Below are 19146 nucleotides of genomic sequence, written 5' to 3'. Positions count from 1 at the left end.
GCTGCCGATGTTCGACACGTCCACGCCCGCCGTGGTGTTCAAGCTCGACCCGAACGTGCTGCACCACGGCGGGCTCGGGGTGATCCGCAGCCTCGGCCGCGCCGGGGTCCCGGTGTACGCGGTGCACGAGGACTCGCTGGCCCCGGCCGCGCACTCGCGGTACGTGCGCGGGCGGTGGTTGTGGAGCCCGAATCCCGAGGACCCGGAGGCGATCCGGTTCGGGCTGATGCAGCTGGCGCAGCGGATCGGGCGCACGGCGGTGCTGATCCCCACCGACGACGCGGCGGCGATCTTCCTGGCCGAGCACGGCGATCCGCTGCGCATGTGGTTCCAGTTCGCCCAGCCGCCGCACGACCTGCCGCGGCAGGTGGCCGGGAAGTACACGCTGCACCAGCTGTGCCGCCGGTTGGGCGTGCCGTGCGCGCAGGCGGGGTTGGTCGGTTCCTGGGACGAGGCGCTGGAGTTCGCCGACCGGGTGGGCTACCCGCTGGTCGCCAAGCTCGCCACCCCGTGGCAGGCGACCGGCCGGGTGCGCAGCACCACCATCGTCGACGACGAGGACGCGCTCGCCGCGCTGTTCCGCGACTGCGGGAGCCCGGGCGAGCTGATGCTGCAGGAGCACATCCCCGGCGGGCCCGGCTACGACTGGTTCTTCCACGGCTACTGCGACGGCGAGTCGGTGTGCCGCCCGGCCTTCACCGGGGTCAAGGAGAGGTCCTACCCGGCGCACGCCGGGCTGACCAGCCTGGGGCGCTGCGTGGACAACGACTCGCTGCTGCGCTCGGCCAGCACGCTGCTGGAAAAGCTGTCCTACACCGGCATCGTCGACCTGGACTTCCGGTGGGACGAGCGGGACCAGCAGTACAAGCTGCTCGACTTCAACCCCCGGCTGGGCGCGCAGTTCCGGTTGTTCCGGGACAGCGCGGGGATGGACGTGGCGCTGGCGTCCTACCTGGACCTGACCGGGCAGCCGGTGCCGACCGGGCGACCCGAGGTCGGCCGCCGGTTCCAGGTGGAGAACTACGACCCGATCGGGGCGCTGCGCTACTGGTCCAGCGGCGAGCTCGGGCTGTGGTCCTGGCTGGGGTCGAACCGCCGGGTGCACGAGCGGGCCTGGTTCGCCCGCGACGACCTGCTGCCCTTCGCCCTGATGTGCACCTGGATGGTCTGCCGCGCGGTGGCCCGGCCGTGGCGGCGACGGCGCACCCACCACCCGGAGCTGGCCGAACCGCGGTACGCCCCCGGGCGCAACTACGACGCGGGGCACCCCGGGAGGCGTTGAGGGCGCCTGCCCAGGCACGTCGACCGCACCCCGAGGGGGACGTGACGCGGACCGGGCACCAGGAGTGCTGAGAGCACAACCACCACAGTGAACTGCGGAGAGGCGGAACAGATGAACGATCTCGTGGATGTGGCCGTGGTCGGCGCTGGGCCGTACGGGCTCTCCCTGGCCGCCCACCTGCGCCGGGCCGGGGTGTCGCACCGGCAGTTCGGCCTGCCGATGCACCTGTGGCGCGCGCACATGCCGCGCGGCATGTTCCTCAAGTCGCAGGGCTTCGCCTCCAACCTGTCCGACCCGGACGGCGCGCACACGCTGCGCAACTTCTGCCTGGAGACCGGCAAGCGCTACGCCGACTACGGGATCCCGGTGTCGCTGCGCGACTTCCTGGACTACGGCGACTGGTTCCAGCAGGGCCGCGGCCTGGAGGTCGAGGAGCGGCTGGTGGCCGACATCGCGCAGCGGCCCGGCTGGTTCGAGCTGGTGCTCGACGACGGGCAGCGGGTCGACGCCCGGCAGGTGGTGGTCGCGGTCGGTGTCGAGCACTTCCCGCGGATCCCGGAGGTGCTGGCGGAACTGCCCGCCGAGCTGTGCACGCACAGCTCGGCGCACCAGGACCTCAGCGGTTTCGACGGCCAGGACGTCATCGTGGTCGGTGCCGGGCAGTCGGCGCTGGAGACCGCCGCGCTGCTGCACGAGAACGGCGCCTGCACCCGGCTGGTGGCGCGCACGCCCAGGCTGAACTGGAACGGCTACCCGCTGCTGCCGGACCGCCCGTGGTGGCGGCGGGTGCGGGAACCCGAGGCCGGGTTGGGCTCCGGGCTGTCCACCTGGTTCTACTCCGAGCGCCCGGCCTGGTTCCGGCACCTGCCGGAGCAGGTGCGCGTCCAGCGGGCGCGCACCGCGCTCGGCCCGGCCGGCGGCTGGTGGCTGCGGGAGCGGGTGGAGGGCTGCTTCCCGGTGCACGTCGGGCACCGGCTGGACTGGGCCAAACCGACCGGCGACCAGGTGCGCCTGGGCGTGCGGGCCGGTGGTCAGGTCCGCGAGTTCACCGCCGACCACGTCATCTGCGCCACCGGTTACCCGCCGTCGCTGAGCAGCCTGCCGATGGTCGGGCGCGCGCTGCGGTCCTCGATCGCCCTGGTCGGCGGGACGCCGCGGGTGGACGCGGACTTCGAGTCCTCGGTGCCGGGGTTGTACTTCACCGGCCCGCTGGTGGCGCCCAGCCACGGCCCGGTCATGCGGTTCGTCTACGGGGCCGACTACGCGGTCCGGCGGATCACCGCGCGGGTGGAGCGCAGCTCGACGCGCCCGCTGGTCGTCGGAGGTGCCGGATGAGCATGACCGGCACCGCCGCGCCCCGGCCGCGCCCGGCGAGCACGCCCGGGGCGCGACCGCTGGTGCGCGGGCGGGCCGGGGGTCGGCTGCTCCCGGCGGCCGACCTGGTCGCGCTGCTGCTGGTGGGGCCGGTGGTTGGTGCGGACTGGCTGTTCGACGTGGTGTTCGCGCTGCTGGCGTGGCTGCTGCTGGCAGCCCAGGGGCAGCACCGGCTGCGGATCTGCCTGCGGGTGTCCGACCAGGTGCCGCAGCTGGCGGTGGCTTCGGGGCTGCCGCTGGTGCTGCTCGCGCCGTGGCTCCCCAGCGGCCCGCTCCTCGCGGTGTCGAGCTTCGGTGGGCTGCTGCTGGCGCGCGGGGGTCTCTACGCGGCGCTGCGCTGCGCTTACCGGCGTGGGGTGCTCGACGAGCCGACGCTGGTCATCGGCTCAGGGGAACTCGCCGAGCGGCTCGCCGAGCGCGCGCGGGAGCACCCGGAGTTCGGGTTGCGGCCACGGCGAATCGATGTGTCCGAAGTGGAGGGTGAGTTGGCCGCCGCCGACCGCATCTCCCGGGTGTTGGTCTGCCCCGACGACGCGACCGAGGCGGCACTGGTGACGGTGCTGCGGTCGAACTGGCCGCTGACCGTTGACGTGTGCGTGGTACCGAGGCTGCCGGAGCTCGGCGCGGCCTTGCCGCGCGCCGCGCTGGACGAGCTCTGGGGCGTGCCGCTGGTGCCGTTGCGCCGGTCCGGGCACGGCGGGGCCGGGACGGCGGCCAAGCGCGCGTTCGACGTCGTCCTCAGTGGACTGATGCTGGCACTGCTCGGTCCGCTGCTGCTGGTGCTGGCCGTCGCCGTGCGGGTCGACAGCGGGGGACCGGCGTTCTTCCGGCAGCTGCGGGTGACCGGGCCGGGGCGCACCAGCCAGGTGCTCAAGCTGCGGACGGTGCGGGTCGGTGCCGCGCAGGGCTGGGCGGTGCCCGCCGAGGAGTGCACCGCGCTCGGGAAGTGGCTGCGCCGCACGCACCTGGACGAGCTGCCGCAGCTGATCAACGTGCTGCGCGGCGAGATGTCGCTGGTCGGCCCGCGGCCGGAGCGCCCGCACTACGCCCAGCACTTCGGCCGCGAGGTCCCGCGCTACGGCGACCGGCACCGGGTGCCCGGCGGGATGACTGGCTGGGCGCAGGTGCACGGCCTGCACGGCGACACCTCCATCCCGGACCGGGTGGACTTCGACAACCAGTACATCGAGCAGTGGTCGCCGCAGGGGGACGCGGTGATCCTGCTCCGCACGGTCGCGGTCGTGCTCCGGGCATCGGTGACGGCCTGCCTCCGCTGGGAGCTCGGCGGCGGGAACCCGCGCCACCGGCGCCCGGCACGACCGCGACCAGGAGCCCACCGCCGGACCAGGCGGCGCGTCGGCTTCGCGCGCAACTGACCCGGGTGGGCACCCGGGGCGGACGACATTGGGGGAGAGAGGGATGAAGGTCCTGCACGTGATCACCGGGCTCGGCGTCGGGGGCGCCGAGCTGCAGCTGCGGCAGGTGCTGCAGCACACCAGGCACGACGCCGAGGTGGTGTCGCTGTACAACCCCGGCGACGTGGCCGGGATGATCGCCGGCGACGGGGTGCGCGTGCGCGACCTCGGCATGACGCGCAACACCCAGGTCAGCGCGGTGCTCAAGCTGCGCGACGTGATCCGCTCCGGCCGCTACGACGTGGTGCACACCCACCTGTACCGGGCCTGCGTGTACGGGCGGCTGGCCGCGCGGCTGGCCGGGACGAGGGTGGTGGTCTCCACCGAGCACTCGATCGGCGAAACCCACCTGGAGCGGCGGCGGATGACCCTGGGCGTGCGCGCCCTGTACCTGGGCACCGACCTGTGCTCGGACGCCACCATCGCGGTCTCCGACACCGTCGCCGACCGGCTGCGCCGGTGGGGGATGCCGCCGCGCAAGATCACCGTCATCCCCAACGGGGTCGACTTCGGCCGGGTCCAGTTCGACGCCGCCGCCCGCGACCGCGTCCGCCAGGAGCTGGGCACCAGCCCGGACGCCCACGTGGTGGGCGTGCTCGGGCGGCTGGACCCCAACAAGCGGTTCGACCTGGTCATCGAGGCGGTGGCGCCGCTGCTGGGGCAGCGGACCAAGCTGCTGGTCGTCGGTGACGGCCCGGACCGGGAGCGGCTGGCGGCGGTGGCCCGCGCGCACGAGGTCGCCGAGCACGTGATCTTCGCCGGGCAGCGGCACGACGTGGCCGCGGTGCTCTCCGCGCTGGACCTGTTCGTGGCCTCCTCCAAGCAGGAGACCTTCGGCCTGTCGGTGCTGGAGGCGATGGCCAACGGCCTGCCGGTGCTCTACACCACCTGCCCGGCGCTGGTCGGCATCAACACCGACCGGGCCCGCCAGGTGCCGGGCAACGCCGAGCGGATGCGCGCCGAGATCGCCGCGGAGCTCGTGGCCGCCCGGCCGCGCGCGGACGAACCCGCGATCCGCGCGCGGTACGGCATCGAGGCGGTCACCAGCCGCATTGACGACCTCTACGCGCAGCTCTGGCAGCGGCACCACGCCGCCGTCCCGGCGGGGAGGGCGTGATGCGCGCACTGGTCACCGGCGCCGCCGGATTCATCGGATCGCACCTGGTCGAGCAGCTGCTGGCCGACGGGCACCAGGTCGTCGGGCTGGACGACCTGAGCACCGGGCGGCGGTTGAACCTGCCGGTCGAGCACCCGGACCTGCGGTTCGTGCGGGGCAGCATCCTGGACGCGGGACTGGTCGACGAGGTGATGGCGGGTGCGGACGTGGTGTTCCACCTGGCCGCCGCGGTCGGCGCGTTCGTCATCCAGGACCGCACCCGGGAAGCCATGCTGACCAACGTCCACGGCACCGAGAACGTGCTCGACGCCGCGCTGCGGCACGGCACCCGCGCGCTGATCGCCTCCACCAGCGAGATCTACGGCAAGAACACCAAGGTCGGGCTGGTCGAGGGGGACGACCGGATCATCGGCTCGCCGCTGAAGTCCCGCTGGACCTACGCCGAGGCCAAGGCCATCGACGAGAGCCTGACCTGCTCCTACGTGCGCGAGCTCGGGCTGCGGGCGGTGATCGTGCGGCTGTTCAACACCGTGGGCCCGCGGCAGAGCGGCCGCTACGGGATGGTCATCCCGCGGATGGTCGGGCAGGCGCTGCAGGGCAGGCCGCTGACCATCTTCGGCACCGGCCGGCAGATCCGCTGCTTCTGCCACGTCGCCGACGTGGTGCCCGCGCTGGTCCGGCTGGTGCTGCTGGACCGCGCGCAGGGCATGGCGGTCAACCTCGGCAGCACCGAGCAGGTGTCCATCGAGGACCTGGCGGCGCGGATCATCGCCACCACCGGATCGCCCAGCAGCACCATCCAGGTGCCCTACGAGGAGGCCTACGGGCCGGGCTACGAGGACATGCAGCGGCGCGTCCCGGACTGCTCCCGCGCGCGGGAGCTGATCGGCTTCCGCCCGCAGCGCAGCCTGGACGACATCATTCGCGCGGTGGTCGACGAGCAGGCGCGGTCCGGCGAACCGGCCACCGCCTGAGGGATCGGAGGCGACATGCGACCGATCTCCCGCCCCGTGCGCGAGCGGGTCGAAGCGCCGCCGAGCGGGCCCGGTGCGGCGCACCGCGTCCGCACCCCCAGCCGGTTCGGCGGGTCGGTCTGGCTGCTGGCGCTGGTCGCGATCTCGGTGCTGGTGGTGGCGTTCATGGTGGTGCCGCGCGGGGGCGGTCCGGTGGCGCAGAGCCCCGTGGTGGTCGCCTCGCTGCCGTTCTGGAACCTGGGGCACGGCACCGAGGTGGTGGCCAAGCACCGGGATTCGGTCAACGAGGTCTCGCCCTGGATCTACGGGCTGGACCCCAGCGGTCGGGTGCTGGAGCAGTACCCGCCGGAGCAGACCGCGGAGGTCGGCAGCCGGATCGCGCAGCTGCGCCAGGCCGGGATCCCGGTCGTGCCGTCGCTGGCCAACATCACCGACGGCAGCTGGGCCTACGAGCCGGTGGCCGCGGTGCTGCACGACCCGGCGCGGCGGCACCGGCACGTCACCGAGATCGTCGAGCTGGTGGAGCGGGAGGACTACGCGGGAATCGACATCGACTACGAGAACCTGCGCGCCGGGGACCGGCAGGTGTTCACCGACTTCGTCACCGAGCTCGGCGCGGCGCTGGACGCGGTGGGCAGGACGCTGTCGGTGGCGGTGTTCGCCAAGGACTCCGACGCCGGGTACGACGAGCGCAACGTGGCCCAGGACTACGCGGCCATCGGCGCGGCCGCCGACCAGGTCCGGTTGATGGGCTACGACTTCCACTGGAACACCTCGCCGCCGGGTGCCGTCGCCCCGATCGGCTGGATCCGGTCGGTGCTTGACTACGCCAAGACCCAGATCCCGCCCGAGCGGATCGTGCTCGGCGTGCCGCTCTACGGCTACGACTGGGTGGTCGGCGGGGAGGGCAGCGGGGTGACCTGGTTGAAGGCGTTCCAGCTGGCCACCGAGCACCGGGCGCGGCCGCAGTACGACGCGGCGGCCCAGTCGCCGTGGTTCCGCTACACCGACGAGCAGGGCCGCGCGCACGAGGTGTGGTTCGAGAACGCGGCCAGCTCCAAGGCGAAGTTCGAGGCGGCGCGCGGCGCGGGCATCGGCGGCGTCTACCTGTGGATGTTCGGCTACGAGGACACCGAGACCTGGCACGAGCTCGCGCGCAGCCTGCCGGTGGAGAAGTGACCGGCCGGGGTTGGGGAGGGCGGGATGGTTCCGTGGTGGTTGCTGGCGATCGCGGTGTTCGGCGCCAACTTCACGCTGTGGGGCGTGATCGGGCTGCTGCGGCTGCTGGACGGCTCGGCGCGGCGCTGGCGCGACCGCCGCAGCTCCGGTGGCGCGGTGGTCGACCGCGACCGGTTCGAGGGCGGGCTCGGGGTCGGTGACGTCGCGGTGCTGATGCCCGCGCACAACGAGGAAGCGGTGATCGTCGACAGCATCGCGGCGATCACCGCCCTGGTGCCCGCCGCGAACGTGCACGTCGTCTCCGACGGCTCCACCGACCGCACCGTGGAGCTGGCCAGTGGGTGCGGGGTGCGGGTGATCAGCACCGCCCGAAACGTCGGCAAGGCCGGTGCGCTGCAGGAGGCGATCCACCGGTTCGAGCTGGTCGAGCGCTACCCGGTGGTGATGCTGCTGGACGCCGACACCCACGTGCAGCCCGGCTACTTCGACGCGGCGCTGCGGCTGTTCGACGACCCCGAGGTGGTCGCGGTGGCCGGGTGCGTCACGACGACCTGGCGCGGGCGCGGGCTCGGCCCGATCGGCAAGCTGGTCGCCTTCCACCGGGAGCGGATCTACACCATGACGCAGTACCTGCTGAAGTTCGGCCAGACCTGGCGGCGGGTCAACGCCACCCACATCGTGCCCGGCTTCGCCAGCATGTACCGCACCGGAGTGCTGCCGCACATCGAGGTGAACCCGCCGGGGCTGGTCATCGAGGACTTCAACATGACGTTCGAGGTGTACCAGAAGCGGCTCGGCAAGGTCGGTTTCACCCCGGCGGCGGTGGCCGCCACCCAGGACCCGGGCACGCTCGGGGACTACGTCAAGCAGTGCAAGCGCTGGGCGCTGGGCCTGTGGCAGACGGTGCGGCTGCACCCGCCGCGGGCGAACCTGTTCACCGCCATGCTCGCGCTGCTGCTGCTGGAGATGCTGACCAGCAGCCTGCTGCTGGTGGTGCTGCCGGTCGTGGCCGTGCTGCTCCTGCTGCCCGCCGTGCTGCCCGGGGCGCTCGCCGCACCGGTGATCGGCGAGGCCCACCAGCTCGCCACCGGGTTCGCCTCGCCCTCCGCCCTGCTGTTCGGGGTGCTGGTCCCGGACCTGGTGCTGACCTGCGCGGTGGCGGTGCTGCAGCGCCAACCCCGCTACCTGCTGGTGGCGTGGCTGTTCCTGCCGATGCGGGTGCTGGACGCGGGGATCGCCCTGTACGCGATCCCCGCCGCCTTCCTGGCGAAGTCCTCCGGCCGCTGGCGCAGCCCGCACCGCCACACCCTCGACCACACCCCGTCGTGACCGGCGGTTAGCGCGCCTTGCGGATCCGGGCGAGCACCGGCCAGCCGAGCAGGGACAGCGCGCCGCCGACGAGGAACAGCGCGGTGTAGTTGGAGCCACCGCCGATGGCGAGGACCGCAGGGGCGGCGAACGGGACCAGCGAGAACGGCAGCGTCAGCGCGATGTTGACGATGCCGAGGTCGCGTGCGGTGTTGTCGCTGTCCGGCAGGGTCGCCATCGCGAAGCTGAGGTAGACACCTGACATGCTGCCGTAGCCGACGCCGACGAGCGCGATGCCGACGTAGACCCAGGGCATGCTGCCGCCGAGGACCATGATCGAGATGCCCAGCGCCGCCATCACCGCGGCGAACGCGAAGGGCGGCTTGCGCCGGTCCATGCGGTCCGAGACGTACCCGGCGAGGAAGGACACCGCGGTGTTGACCGCCATCAGCACGAGGTTGGCGCGGAAGGCGGCGTTGGCCAGGTCGCCGGTGGGGACGTGCAGCCGGTCCTGCAGGAAGTACACCAGGTAGGTGCTGACCACGCCGATGCCGACCGAGATCAGGAAAAGAGACAGCAGGAACCACGCGAAGTCGGGGGCCTTGCGCGGGTTGAACCAGAAGCTGCCGACGAACTCCCGGGCGTTGAACCGCGGGCGCTGCGCCACGTCCAGCCGCCGGTCCTTGAGCTGCACCGAGAACAGCAGCAGGAAGACCAGCGCGGCGGCGACCGGGATGCCCATCTGCAGCAGCGGGTCGGTGGGGAAGAGCTGGACGAAGAAGGTGCCCAGCACCACGGACCCGCCACTGGTCATGCCCGCCAGGCCGCCCAGCAGGCCTTGCTGCTCCTCGGGGACCTGGTCGCCCAGCACGGCGAAGGTGCCCGCGATGGCGGCGTTGGCGAACGCCTGCATCAGCAGCCAGCCGATGATCACGCCGGTCAGACCGGTGCTGGTGCCGACGACGACCGCGCCGACGGCGGTGCCGAGGATGCCGGTGATCATCCACGGGCGGCGCATGCCGAAGCGGCTCGTGGTGCGGTCGCTCAGCCGCCCGAACAGCGGGTTCGCGATCACCGCGACCAGGGTGCCGACGCCGCTGACCACCGAGTAGCTGGTGGTCTTGCCCGCCTGGTCGACCTCGCCGACGCGCAGTGCGACGGTGACCATCGCGGGGGTGTTGATGGCCATCCAGATGCCGAGGGTGGCCAGTGTGAACAGGACGATGAAGCGCGCGCCGACGCGGGGCGGCGCGGCCTCGGCGCGCAGCGGTGTACTCATGGAAGCATCTCCTCCGACCCTGCCATGGGAGTGCGGTCAGTTGCCGTAGCGGAGGCCGAAGCCGAAGCGGTGCAGGGGATCGCGGGTGTCGAACGGGGTGTCCTCGGCAGCGGCGGCCACCGCTTCGGCAGAGGAGGGCAGGTCGAACGGCAGGGTGCCGAGCGGCTCCGCCGCGCCGGTGAGGACGTCGACGAGTGCCGCGTCACCGCTGCCGAAGTCGCCGAGCACGGCGTGGGCGGCCGACTCGACGCCGGTCAGCACCGCGGGGCGTTCCAGGAACACCGCGACCGCGGTGGGCAGCTCCGCCGCGAGCCGGTGCAGGTCCTCGACGGTCTTGGCCGGGAACTCGAGCGTGCCGCGGTGGAAGAACGACGCGATGCCCTCCTGCTCGGTGTCGTGCGGCGCGTGCAGCCGCACCACGGCGACGTCGGCGTCCTCGGGAGTGGTGACGACCTCGACGCGGCCGGCGAACGCGGCCGGATCGATGCCCTCGACGTGCACGCGCGTGCCCCGGCGCAGCGGCAGCAGCGGTCCGTCGTTCTTCAGCAGCACGGTGGAGTCGCGCTGCGCGGCCTCGCCCAGCTCGCGCAACGGGGCGGCACCGACGATCTCGGCGGCCTCGTCCGGGTCGACGTAGCGGTGCTCGAACAGGCCCGTGCGGAACTTCTCGCGCAGCACTCGGCGCACCGACGCGTCGATGCGCGCCTCGGCCACCCGGCCGTCGCGGACGAGCTCCACGACCAGCTCGCTGCACCGGTCCCCGCCGAACTGGTCGACGCCAGCGTCGAGGGCTCGCACGATGCGCTCCGCGGGTGAGCAGTCCTCCAGGCCGTAGGCGTTGGGTCCGAAGTGGACCCCGCCCATCACGGTGGAGTCGAGCACGTTCCAGTCGGTGCAGACGATCCCGTCGAAGCCGAGCCGGTCGCGCAGCAGGCCCTGCACGACGGGTCGGTTGAAGGCGAATCCGACCTCCTCCCAGCCATCGACCCCCACCGGGCGGCCGTAGTAGGTCATCACCTGCCGCGCACCGGCGGCCAGCGACGCCTCGAACGGCCGCAGGTGCAGTTCCTGCTGCTGGCCCGGGTAGACCTGGTCGGGGAAGCGGCGGTCGTGGGCGTCCTCGCCGTCCTGCTGCGGGCCACCGCCGGGGAAGTGCTTGACCATGGCCGCGACCGATCCCGGCCCGGGGGCTGCGCCCTGCAAGCCGCGGATGAACGCCGCGCTCAGGCGGGCGACGGTGGCGGGGTCCTCGCCGAAGGTGCCGGAGCCGCGGGACCAGCGGGGGTCGCTGAAGACGTCGGCCATCGGGCCGAGCGCGACGCGGATGCCGAGCGCCAGGTACTCGCGGCGGACCACGTCGGCGTACTCCTCGACCCGCCGCTCGGCGTCCGGCAGCGCGGCCAACCCCGGGTGCTCGGGCCAGCGCGACACCGCCTGCATCGTCATGCCCGTCAGCGGCGAGGAGAAGACGCCGTGGCGCGGGTCGGTCGACACGGTGACGGGGATGCCGAGCCGGGTCGCGGCGGCCTGCTCCTGCAGCCGGTTGTGCCACTGCGCGATGGCGCGCGGGTCGGCGCCGTTGACCAGGTTCATGTGCGTGATGTGGCGTTCGACGACCAGCTCGTGGGTGGTCGCCATGCCGTAGCCGGGCACCGGCTGCTCGACCAGGGTGCCGTCGTCGGCCATCAGCGTGCCCGGGTGGAAGAGCTGGCCCGCCTTCTCCTCGAGGGTCATCCGGGACAGCAGGTCCTCGACGCGCTCCTCGACCGGGGCTGCCGGGTCGAGGTAGCGGGGCGGGGTGGAGGCGGCGGCCATGGCGCTCCTAGGCACGACGTGATTCCGAACCTTTTCCGGAATCGATTTCAGAACGAGCGTCACCCTAACGGAGCAACAGGAGATCGGCAAAATCCTGTGACCTGCGTCGCGGCTGGTAGATTTTGCGCGGGAGTTCCGGAAAAGCAACGGGAGCCCAGTGTCGGCTATCGACAGGACCGGAGCGGAAGAGGCTGTGACGAACACCTGGCGGACGCCCCGCGGGGCCGCCCCCGAGCGGCGCGCCACCATCGCCGACATCGCCGCCGCGGCGGAGGTCAGCAAGCCGACCGTCTCGCGCGTGCTCAACCAGCGCGGCGACGTCGCCCCAGCCACCCGGCGCAAGGTCGAGCAGGTCGCCGCCGAGCTCGGCTACGTGCCCAGCGCGGGTGCCCGGGCGCTGCGCACCGGCAGGCACGGCGCGCTCGGCCTGCTGCTGCCGTCGGAACCGTGGGGCGGGCTGGTGGACGTCGTCTACGGCGTCTCGGAGGAAGCCGCCGCCCGCTCGATGCACGTGATGGTGTTCCCGCTGCCCGCCGGGCGGGCTGCCGAGCGCCAGTTCACCGCCAAGACCCTCCCGCACCTGCCGGTGGACGGGATCGTCGCGCTCATGCCCGAGGACGTGGTGCCGCACCAGGGGACCGTCCCGCTGTCCGGTGCGCCGGTCGTCGCCTTCGATGACCGCGGCGTCCGGCCCGGCATCCCGTACGTGGAGACCACCAACCGCGAGGGCGTGCGCGAGGCGGTCGGCCACCTCGTCGCGCACGGCTACCGCCGCATCGCCTTCGCCAGCGGCACCTCCGACCTGGCCTTCGCCGAGGCCCGGTACGAGGGCTACCTGGACGGGCTGCGGGACGCGGGCCTGCCGCACGTCCCGCAGCGGGTGCTGCGCGGTCAGGCCGAGATGCCCTCCGAGGAGGAGATCCGCGTCCTGCTCAGCACCGGCGGTCCGGACGGGCGGCCGGACGCGGTCGTCGCGGCGTGGGACGAGATCGCCACCGCCGTCGGCCACGTCGCCCACGAGCTGGGCCTCCGGCTGGGCAGGGACCTCGCGCTGATCGGCTTCGACGACCGCCCCGAGGTCGCGCTGATGCTCAAGGGGCTCACGACGGTGCACCAGCCGCTCCGCGAGATGGGCCAGACCGCCGTCCGGCTGCTGCTGGAGATCATCGAGCACGGCCCGGGCCCCGGCAACGCCACCGTGCCCACGCGCCTGGTCGTCCGCGACACCTGCGGCCCCCACGCCGCTGACGGCACACCCCTGCCCCCGGAGCGCTGAACCACCTCTCGGACAGGTGTTCTCGTGCGCTTGGAGGGGGACTCCTGGTCGTGGTTCGCCCATGCTGGGGCGGTGAACGTGCTGCGACTGCTCGTGGTGGACGACCACGTCATGCTCGCCGAGGCGCTCAGCGCCCGGCTGGCCGAGCTGACCGAGCTGTGGGTCGTGGGGCACTGCGCCACCAGCGATCCGCGGCTGTCCGACGTCATCCGGCAGACCAAGCCCGACGTGCTCACCCTCGACGTGGAACCCGTCGGGTCGGGCGTCGGGCGCCTGGTGACCCAGGTGCAGCAGCTCCGGCCGAGCACCGCGATCGTGGTGCTGACCGGCGCCCGCGAGCCTGACCAAGCCGTCGCCGCCGCGCGCGCCGGGGCGGCGGCCTGGGTGCCCAAGGAGCGCAGCCTGGAGGAGCTCACCGAGGTGCTGCTGGGAGTCTGCCGCGGGCACAGCTGGTACCCGCCCGAGCTGCTCGGCCCGGTGCTGCGGGAACTGCGGGAGGACGCGGTGCGCGCTGGGCAGCGCAACGGGCCGCTGGACGTGCTCAGCGACCGGGAACGCGACGTGCTGACCGGCATGGTCAACGGCAAGCGCGGCGCGCAGATCGCCGAGGAGCTGTTGATCTCCGCCGAAACCGTGCGCACGCACACCCGCAGCATCCTGGCCAAGCTCCAGGTGCACAGCCAGCTGGAGGCGGTCAGCGTCGCCTGCGCGGCCGGGATGCGCGCCGACGACGCACCGGACCTGGCCCGGTGAGCCTCCGGGTCGCCACCGTCATCACGCGGCTGGAAGGCGGCGCCGGGGCGGTGGCGCTGCGCGGGGCGGAGGCGCTGGACCCGGCCGAGTTCGAGGTGACCGTGGTCGCCGGTTCCGGCCGGTTGCTGCCCGAGGCCGAGTCGGCGGGGCTGGAGACCGTCGTCGAACCCGCGCTGCGCGCCCCGATCTCGCCGCTCCACGACCTGCTCGCCCTGCACCGGCTGACCGGGCTGCTGCGGCGGTTCGACGTGGTGCACACGCACTGCTCGAAAGCGGGGGCGGTCGGCCGGGTCGCGGCCCGCCGCGCCGGGGTGGGCCGGATCGTGCACACCTTCCACGGCTTCGGCTTCCACCGCTTCCAACCGGCCTACCGGCGGCGCACCTACGTCGAGGTCGAACGCCGCCTCGGGCGCATCACCGACCTCGCCCTGTGCGTCGGCAGCGGCGTCGCCGTCGAGGCGCTGCAACGCGGTCTGCTGCCGCCCGAACGCATCCGCACGATCGGCGTGGCCGTCGACCACTCCGCACCGGTCCGCGAGCAGGCGAGCAGGCAGCGCGCCCGCCAGCGGCTCGGGCTGGGGGCCGCGGACGTCGTGGTCGGCGCGGTCGGCCGCCTGACGTACCAGAAGGCCCCGGAGCACTTCATCGCCGCGCTGGCCGCCCTCCACCGCCGCGACGTGGTGGGGGTGTGGATCGGCGGGGGCGCCGAAGCCGACCGGGTGCGGGCCCAGGCCACCGCGGCGGGGGTCCGACTCGTGCTCACCGGGGAGCGCGACGACGTGGTGCAGCTGCTGCCCGCCTTGGACGTGTTCGCCCTGCCCAGCCGCTACGAGGGGCTGCCGCTGGCGGTCGTCGAGGCCATGGTCTGCGGGGTCCCGGTGGTGGCCACCGCGGTCAACGCGGTCAGCGACGTCGTGGTGCCCGGCGAGACCGGGCTCCTGGTGCCACCTCACCGGCCCGACCTGCTGGCCACCGCCGTGGCCCACCTGCTGGACCACCCGGAGCAGGCCGCCCGCCTGGCCGCGGCCGCGCGCGCCCGGTTGGACGGCCGTCACGAGATCGGGGAGTTGGCGGCAGCCCTCGGCAGGGCGTATCGAGCGGAGTGACGCAACGTAGCCGTTCGCCGCGCGCGCAACTCCCGTCCCGGCACGAGCGACCGATTGCCTTCTGCACGTGGAGTAGTCGCACTCCCCGGTCTGCAGCAGGTGCAACACCGCGCGTGCAGGAGCCGATGTGCCGGTTAGCACGGACTGCTGTGGGGGAGAGGAGTCGCTGTGCACACGATTACCGGAACGGTTCGGGCACCTGAGCTGCCCGAGCCGAGGAGTTCGCGAGGTGGCGCAGAGTTGCGCAGCCTGCTGCACGATCTCGGGCACGGGCTGGCGACGCTGTCCTACCTCGCGGACGGCCTGCGCGCCGCCCCGGGACTGCCCGGCGACGCGCTGCACCGGTTGCAGCTGATGGAGCTGGAGCTGGACCGGCTGCTGCAGCTGGTCGACCTGCGCGACCGGCCCCGCGAGGACACCTTCGCGCTGCGCGAGCTGCTCACCCAGCTCGTCGCGGTGAAGTCGCTGCGCGGACCGGCCGCGGTGGTGCTGCTGGAGGGCGCCGAGATCACCGTCCGCACCGATCAGACGCTGCTGTGGCGGATGGCGTCCAACCTGCTGGACAACGCGGTGCGCGCCGCGGGGCGAGGCGGTCGGGTGACCGTGGCGGCGCGCGAGGTCGCGGGGGAGGTGCGGGTCGAGATCACCGACGACGGACCGGGATTCGGTCGCGGTCCGCGCGGTTCGGCCTCGCTCGGGCTGGGCATCGTGCTGGCGCTGGCCCGGCGCTGCGGGGCCGAGCTGCGCGTCGACCCGGCCCGGGGCGGCGGGACCTGCGCGCGGCTGGTGTTCCCCGCGCACCTGGCGGGGTGAGGCGGGATGGCGGACCTGGTACTCGGCGATGACCACACGATCTTCGTCGACGCGCTGGTGGCGACCCTGCCGCGGCACGGTCACCGCATCGTGGGCACCGCGGACAACGTCGGGGCGGTGGTCGCCGCGGTCCGCGCCCACCGGCCGGACCTGTGCCTGTTGGACCGGTTCTTCGCCGACGGCGACGGGCTGGACGTGATCGGCGAGCTGCTCAACGCCGGTGGGCGCACCCGGATCCTGGTGCTCACCGCCGACGGCGACGTGCAGGGCATGCGCGCGGCGCTGGGCAAGGGGGCGGCGGGCTACGTGAACAAGATGTGCGGGCTGACGGTGCTGGCCGGGGCGATCCGCGGCGTGATGGACGGCGAGGTGGTCGTCGAACTGGCCGCCACCCGCACCCCGCGGCTGGCCGGTACCACCGACGCCCGCAGGCTCGCCTCGCACCTGACCGCCCGGGAGCGGCAGTGCCTGCGCCTACTGGTCGACGGCGCGCACACCACGGCGATGGCCAAGCAGCTGGGGGTGGCACCGACGACGGTGCGCACGCACGTGCAGTCGGTGCTGACCAAGCTCGGGGTGCACTCCCGCCTGGAAGCGGCGTCCTTCGCCATGCGCCACGGGCTGCTCGACGACGCGCGGATGCCCGTCGCGGGTTGAGGACTGGGGGTCCGCGAGTCCCTCCGGGTTCAGCGCCCCGGGGGGACTCGCGGCTTCTCCCGGTAGCGGCGGGATGAACAAGCTCACGCCGACCAAAGTCGCATCTTAGATGCGAAATATATTAACGTGCTGTTCGTGCAGCTCACCGCGTTCACCGATCTCGCGCTCCGCATCGTGATGCGGCTGGCCGTGCTCGACGAGGACGACCAGGCGACGACCAGGTCGCTCGCCGAGCAGCTCCACGTCCGCCACACCCACGCCGCGAAAGTCGTGACCGCGCTGCAGAAGCTCGGGCTCGTCGAGACGCGGCGCGGCCGCGCGGGCGGCCTGCGCCTGGCCACGGGCGCGCAGGAGATCTCGGTGGGGTTCGTCGTTCGCGAGCTGGAGGGCCCGGGGGAGGTCGTGGACTGCGACGGCGCCAACCCGTGCCCGCTGCGCGGTGGTTGCCGACTCAGGTCGGCGCTGCGCCAGGCGCAGGAGTCGTTCTTCGCCGCGCTGGACCCGCTGACCATCGCCGACGTCACCGCGGCGCCCACCCGGCCCCTGCTGCTCGCCCTCACCACCGGCCCGCCGGGCTGATCGGTCCCCGCCCCTGACCGACCGCATCCCCACCCACGAAGGCATCGCCATGCTCTCCGCCACCTCGACCGACGTCGTCCGCGCCACCCTGCCCGTGATCGGCGCGGCCATCGACGAGATCACGCCGGTGTTCTACCGGCGCCTGTTCGCCGCGCACCCCGAGCTGGAGCGCGACCTGTTCAACCGCGGCAACCAGGCCCGCGGCGACCAACAGCGCGCGCTGGCCGCGGCCATCGCCTCCTACGCCACGCTCCTGGTGGCCGACGGGGGCCCGGACCCCCGGGCGGTGCTGGCCCGGATCGGGCACAAGCACGCCTCGCTGGGCATCACCGCCGACCAGTACCCGATCGTCCACGAGCACCTCTTCGCTGCGATCGCCGAAGTCCTCGGGGAGGCGGTGACCCCGGAGGTCGCCGCCGCCTGGGACGAGGTCTACTGGCACATGGCCAACGCGCTCATCGAGGTCGAGCGGGGCCTGTACGCCGCGGCTGGGGTCGCGCCCGGCGAGGTCTGGCGCACGCTGGTGGTCCGGCGGCGGGTGCAGGAAGCGCCCGACACCGTCAGCTTCGTGCTCGAAACCCCCGACGGCACACCGCTTCCGGCCGCGCAGCCGGGCCAGTACGTCTCGGTCGCGGTCCGGCTCGCCGACGGCGCCCGGCAGATCCGGCAGTACAGCCTCACCCGCGCACCCGGCGAAGCCGCCGTGGCCATCTCGGTCAAGGCGGTCCCCGGCGACGAGCTCGCGCCCGCGGGCGAGGTGTCGAACTTCCTGCACGCCAACGTCTTCGAGGGCGACGAGCTCGAGGTCTCCGCGCCCTTCGGTGAACTGGTGCTCACCGGTGGCGGGTCGCCGCTGGTGTTCGTCTCCGCCGGGATCGGGATCACCCCGGTGATCGGCTTCCTGCACCACCTCCGGCGCACCGCACCGGACCGGCAGGTGGTGGTGCTGCACGCCGACCGCTCACCGGCCCGCCACGCGCACCGGGCCGAGCTGAAGGCGCTCGTCGACGAGCTCCCCGGCGCCACGCTGCACCGCTGGTACGAGGACCTCGGCACCCGGCCTGCCTCCCCGCAGCTGCGGTGCGGCCTGATCGACCTCGACGGCGTCGAACTGCCTGCCGGGGCCGACGCCTACCTGTGCGGGCCGCTGCCGTTCATGGCGCACGTGCGCCGCCAGCTCATCGACCGGGGCGTGGCCGCGGACAGCATCCACTTCGAGGTGTTCGGCCCGAGCCGGGACCTGGAGGCGGCATGACCGCGCTGGTGACCGCCGCCACCTGGCTGTGGCTGGGCATGGTGCTGGCCATCTCGTTCCTCGAAGCACCGTTGAAGTTCCGGGCGCCCGGCGTGGACCTGCGCACCGGACTGGCCATCGGCCGCCTGGTCTTCCGCGCCCTCAACGCCGCCGAGGTGGTGCTGGCGGTCGTCCTCGCGGTGGCACTTGTCGTCGCTCCGGCTGGGACCACGGCGGTCGCGTCCGGCGCCGCCGCGATCGCGCTGCTGGCACTCCAACTCGTGGCCGTGCGCCCGTTGCTGGCACGACGCACCGCCGCGGTCCTCGCCGGGGAGGACGGCCCGCGCTCGAAGGCGCACCTGTGGTACGTCGCCCTCGAAGTGCTCAAGGTCGCGGCGCTGGTCGTCCTCGGCGTCGCGGTGCTCTGAAACCGGGTCACAGCACGGCTTCGACGAGGTGCGGGCCGGGTTCGGCGTGCGCTCGGCGCAGCGCTTCGAGGAGTTCGCCGCCGGTGGTCGCCCGGGTGGCGGGGACACCGAAGCCGGTCGCCGCCGCTGTCCAGTCCACAGTGGGCTCGGCGAGGCTGGTCATGCCTGCGGCCGCCGGGCCCGGCTGCTCGACGCCCGCCCGGCGCAGCTCGGCCCGCAGGATGCCGTAGCTGCTGTTGGCGCAGATCACGGTCGTGACGTCCAGCTGCTCGCGGGCCTGCGTCCACAGTGCTTGGAGCGTGTAGGCGGCGCTGCCGTCCGCCTGGAAGTTGATCACCGGCCGGTCCGGGCAGGCGATCGCGGCACCGGTGGCCACCGGCATGCCCATGCCGATCGCGCCACCGGTGTTGGTCAGTTCGGAGTGCGGTGGCGCGGCCGCGGCGATCGCCGGGTACGCCGCGCCGGAGGACACCCCCTCGTTGACCACGATCGCGTCCTCGGGCTGGGTGCGCACGATCGCCGCCGCGATGGCCACGGCGGACAGCGCGCCCTCCGGC

18 protein-coding genes are annotated in these 19146 nt (G+C 73.3%); 15 read left to right on the top strand and 3 right to left on the bottom strand.

The features are described 5' to 3' along the window. Window positions 1-7 precede the first annotated feature (7 nt). The 7 genes from ABT324_RS24955 (at window position 8) to ABT324_RS24925 (ending at window position 8670) form a co-directional block, all read left to right on the top strand. On the top strand, window positions 8-1282 hold the full coding sequence (locus ABT324_RS24955) for a carboxylate--amine ligase (RefSeq protein WP_351182304.1): 1275 nt from the start codon (window positions 8-10) through the stop codon (window positions 1280-1282). Between the two features lie 111 nt (window positions 1283-1393). Continuing rightward, the gene (locus tag ABT324_RS24950) at window positions 1394-2617 is read left to right on the top strand and encodes an NAD(P)-binding domain-containing protein (RefSeq protein WP_351182302.1); all 1224 of its coding nucleotides are present in this window, start codon (window positions 1394-1396) and stop codon (window positions 2615-2617) included. Further along, a complete protein-coding gene (locus ABT324_RS24945) occupies window positions 2614-4032 on the top strand; it encodes a sugar transferase (protein WP_351182299.1) in 1419 nt (472 codons plus the stop codon). The genes ABT324_RS24950 and ABT324_RS24945 overlap by 4 nt, the downstream gene beginning before the upstream one ends. A gap of 43 nt (window positions 4033-4075) precedes the next feature. Beyond that, window positions 4076-5188, top strand: coding sequence for a glycosyltransferase (locus tag ABT324_RS24940; RefSeq protein ID WP_351182296.1), 1113 nt, complete (start codon window positions 4076-4078; stop codon window positions 5186-5188). Beyond that, entirely contained in the window at window positions 5188-6162 is a 975-nt protein-coding gene (locus ABT324_RS24935) for an NAD-dependent epimerase/dehydratase family protein (RefSeq protein WP_351182293.1), read from the top strand. The genes ABT324_RS24940 and ABT324_RS24935 overlap by 1 nt, the downstream gene beginning before the upstream one ends. A gap of 15 nt (window positions 6163-6177) precedes the next feature. Next, complete coding sequence (locus tag ABT324_RS24930; protein ID WP_351182290.1) at window positions 6178-7341, top strand: glycosyl hydrolase family 18 protein; 1164 nt, start codon at window positions 6178-6180, stop codon at window positions 7339-7341. A 24-nt stretch (window positions 7342-7365) separates the two neighbouring features. Continuing rightward, window positions 7366-8670 (top strand): glycosyltransferase family 2 protein, encoded by a 1305-nt coding sequence (locus ABT324_RS24925; protein ID WP_351182287.1) that lies wholly within the window; start codon window positions 7366-7368, stop codon window positions 8668-8670. Window positions 8671-8677: 7 nt separating this feature from the next. Here ABT324_RS24925 and ABT324_RS24920 read toward each other — a convergent pair whose 3' ends face one another. Together ABT324_RS24920 and ABT324_RS24915 are read right to left on the bottom strand one after the other, a co-directional pair. Next, a complete protein-coding gene (locus tag ABT324_RS24920; protein WP_351182284.1) occupies window positions 8678-9928 on the bottom strand; it encodes an MFS transporter in 1251 nt (416 codons plus the stop codon). Window positions 9929-9964: 36 nt separating this feature from the next. Beyond that, the gene (locus ABT324_RS24915; RefSeq protein ID WP_351182281.1) at window positions 9965-11743 is read right to left on the bottom strand and encodes a glycoside hydrolase family 3 protein; all 1779 of its coding nucleotides are present in this window, start codon (window positions 11741-11743) and stop codon (window positions 9965-9967) included. A 193-nt stretch (window positions 11744-11936) separates the two neighbouring features. Here ABT324_RS24915 and ABT324_RS24910 point away from each other — a divergent pair, with 193 nt between their 5' ends. From ABT324_RS24910 to ABT324_RS24875, 8 genes are all read left to right on the top strand, one after another. Next, on the top strand, window positions 11937-13019 hold the full coding sequence (locus tag ABT324_RS24910) for a LacI family DNA-binding transcriptional regulator (protein WP_351182278.1): 1083 nt from the start codon (window positions 11937-11939) through the stop codon (window positions 13017-13019). Window positions 13020-13091: 72 nt separating this feature from the next. Beyond that, window positions 13092-13772: a LuxR C-terminal-related transcriptional regulator gene (locus ABT324_RS24905; RefSeq protein WP_351182275.1), complete on the top strand. Its 681-nt coding sequence runs from the start codon at window positions 13092-13094 to the stop codon at window positions 13770-13772. After that, entirely contained in the window at window positions 13769-14878 is a 1110-nt protein-coding gene (locus ABT324_RS24900; protein WP_351182272.1) for a glycosyltransferase, read from the top strand. Before ABT324_RS24905 ends, ABT324_RS24900 begins: the two co-directional genes overlap by 4 nt. Window positions 14879-15118: 240 nt before the next feature. After that, window positions 15119-15691, top strand: a complete 573-nt coding sequence (locus ABT324_RS24895; RefSeq protein WP_351182269.1) for a sensor histidine kinase — start codon at window positions 15119-15121, stop codon at window positions 15689-15691. A 6-nt stretch (window positions 15692-15697) separates the two neighbouring features. After that, window positions 15698-16348 (top strand): LuxR C-terminal-related transcriptional regulator, encoded by a 651-nt coding sequence (locus ABT324_RS24890; protein ID WP_351182266.1) that lies wholly within the window; start codon window positions 15698-15700, stop codon window positions 16346-16348. 126 nt (window positions 16349-16474) lie between these two features. Further along, window positions 16475-16927: an RrF2 family transcriptional regulator gene (locus ABT324_RS24885; protein WP_351182263.1), complete on the top strand. Its 453-nt coding sequence runs from the start codon at window positions 16475-16477 to the stop codon at window positions 16925-16927. Between the two features lie 49 nt (window positions 16928-16976). After that, window positions 16977-18182, top strand: a complete 1206-nt coding sequence (locus ABT324_RS24880; RefSeq protein ID WP_351182260.1) for a globin domain-containing protein — start codon at window positions 16977-16979, stop codon at window positions 18180-18182. Further along, on the top strand, window positions 18179-18589 hold the full coding sequence (locus tag ABT324_RS24875) for a hypothetical protein (protein ID WP_351182257.1): 411 nt from the start codon (window positions 18179-18181) through the stop codon (window positions 18587-18589). The genes ABT324_RS24880 and ABT324_RS24875 overlap by 4 nt, the downstream gene beginning before the upstream one ends. 7 nt (window positions 18590-18596) lie before the next feature. Here the strand turns inward: ABT324_RS24875 and ABT324_RS24870 are convergent. Further along, window positions 18597-19146: thiamine pyrophosphate-dependent enzyme (locus ABT324_RS24870; protein ID WP_351182254.1), on the bottom strand; the 550-nt coding region annotated here is incomplete at its 5' end.

It is taken from the genome of Saccharopolyspora sp. NPDC000359 (assembly GCF_040300525.1).
In the GTDB taxonomy this organism is placed as follows: Bacteria; Actinomycetota; Actinomycetes; order Mycobacteriales; family Pseudonocardiaceae; genus Saccharopolyspora.
This window is presented reverse-complemented; position numbering and strand designations above follow the sequence as displayed.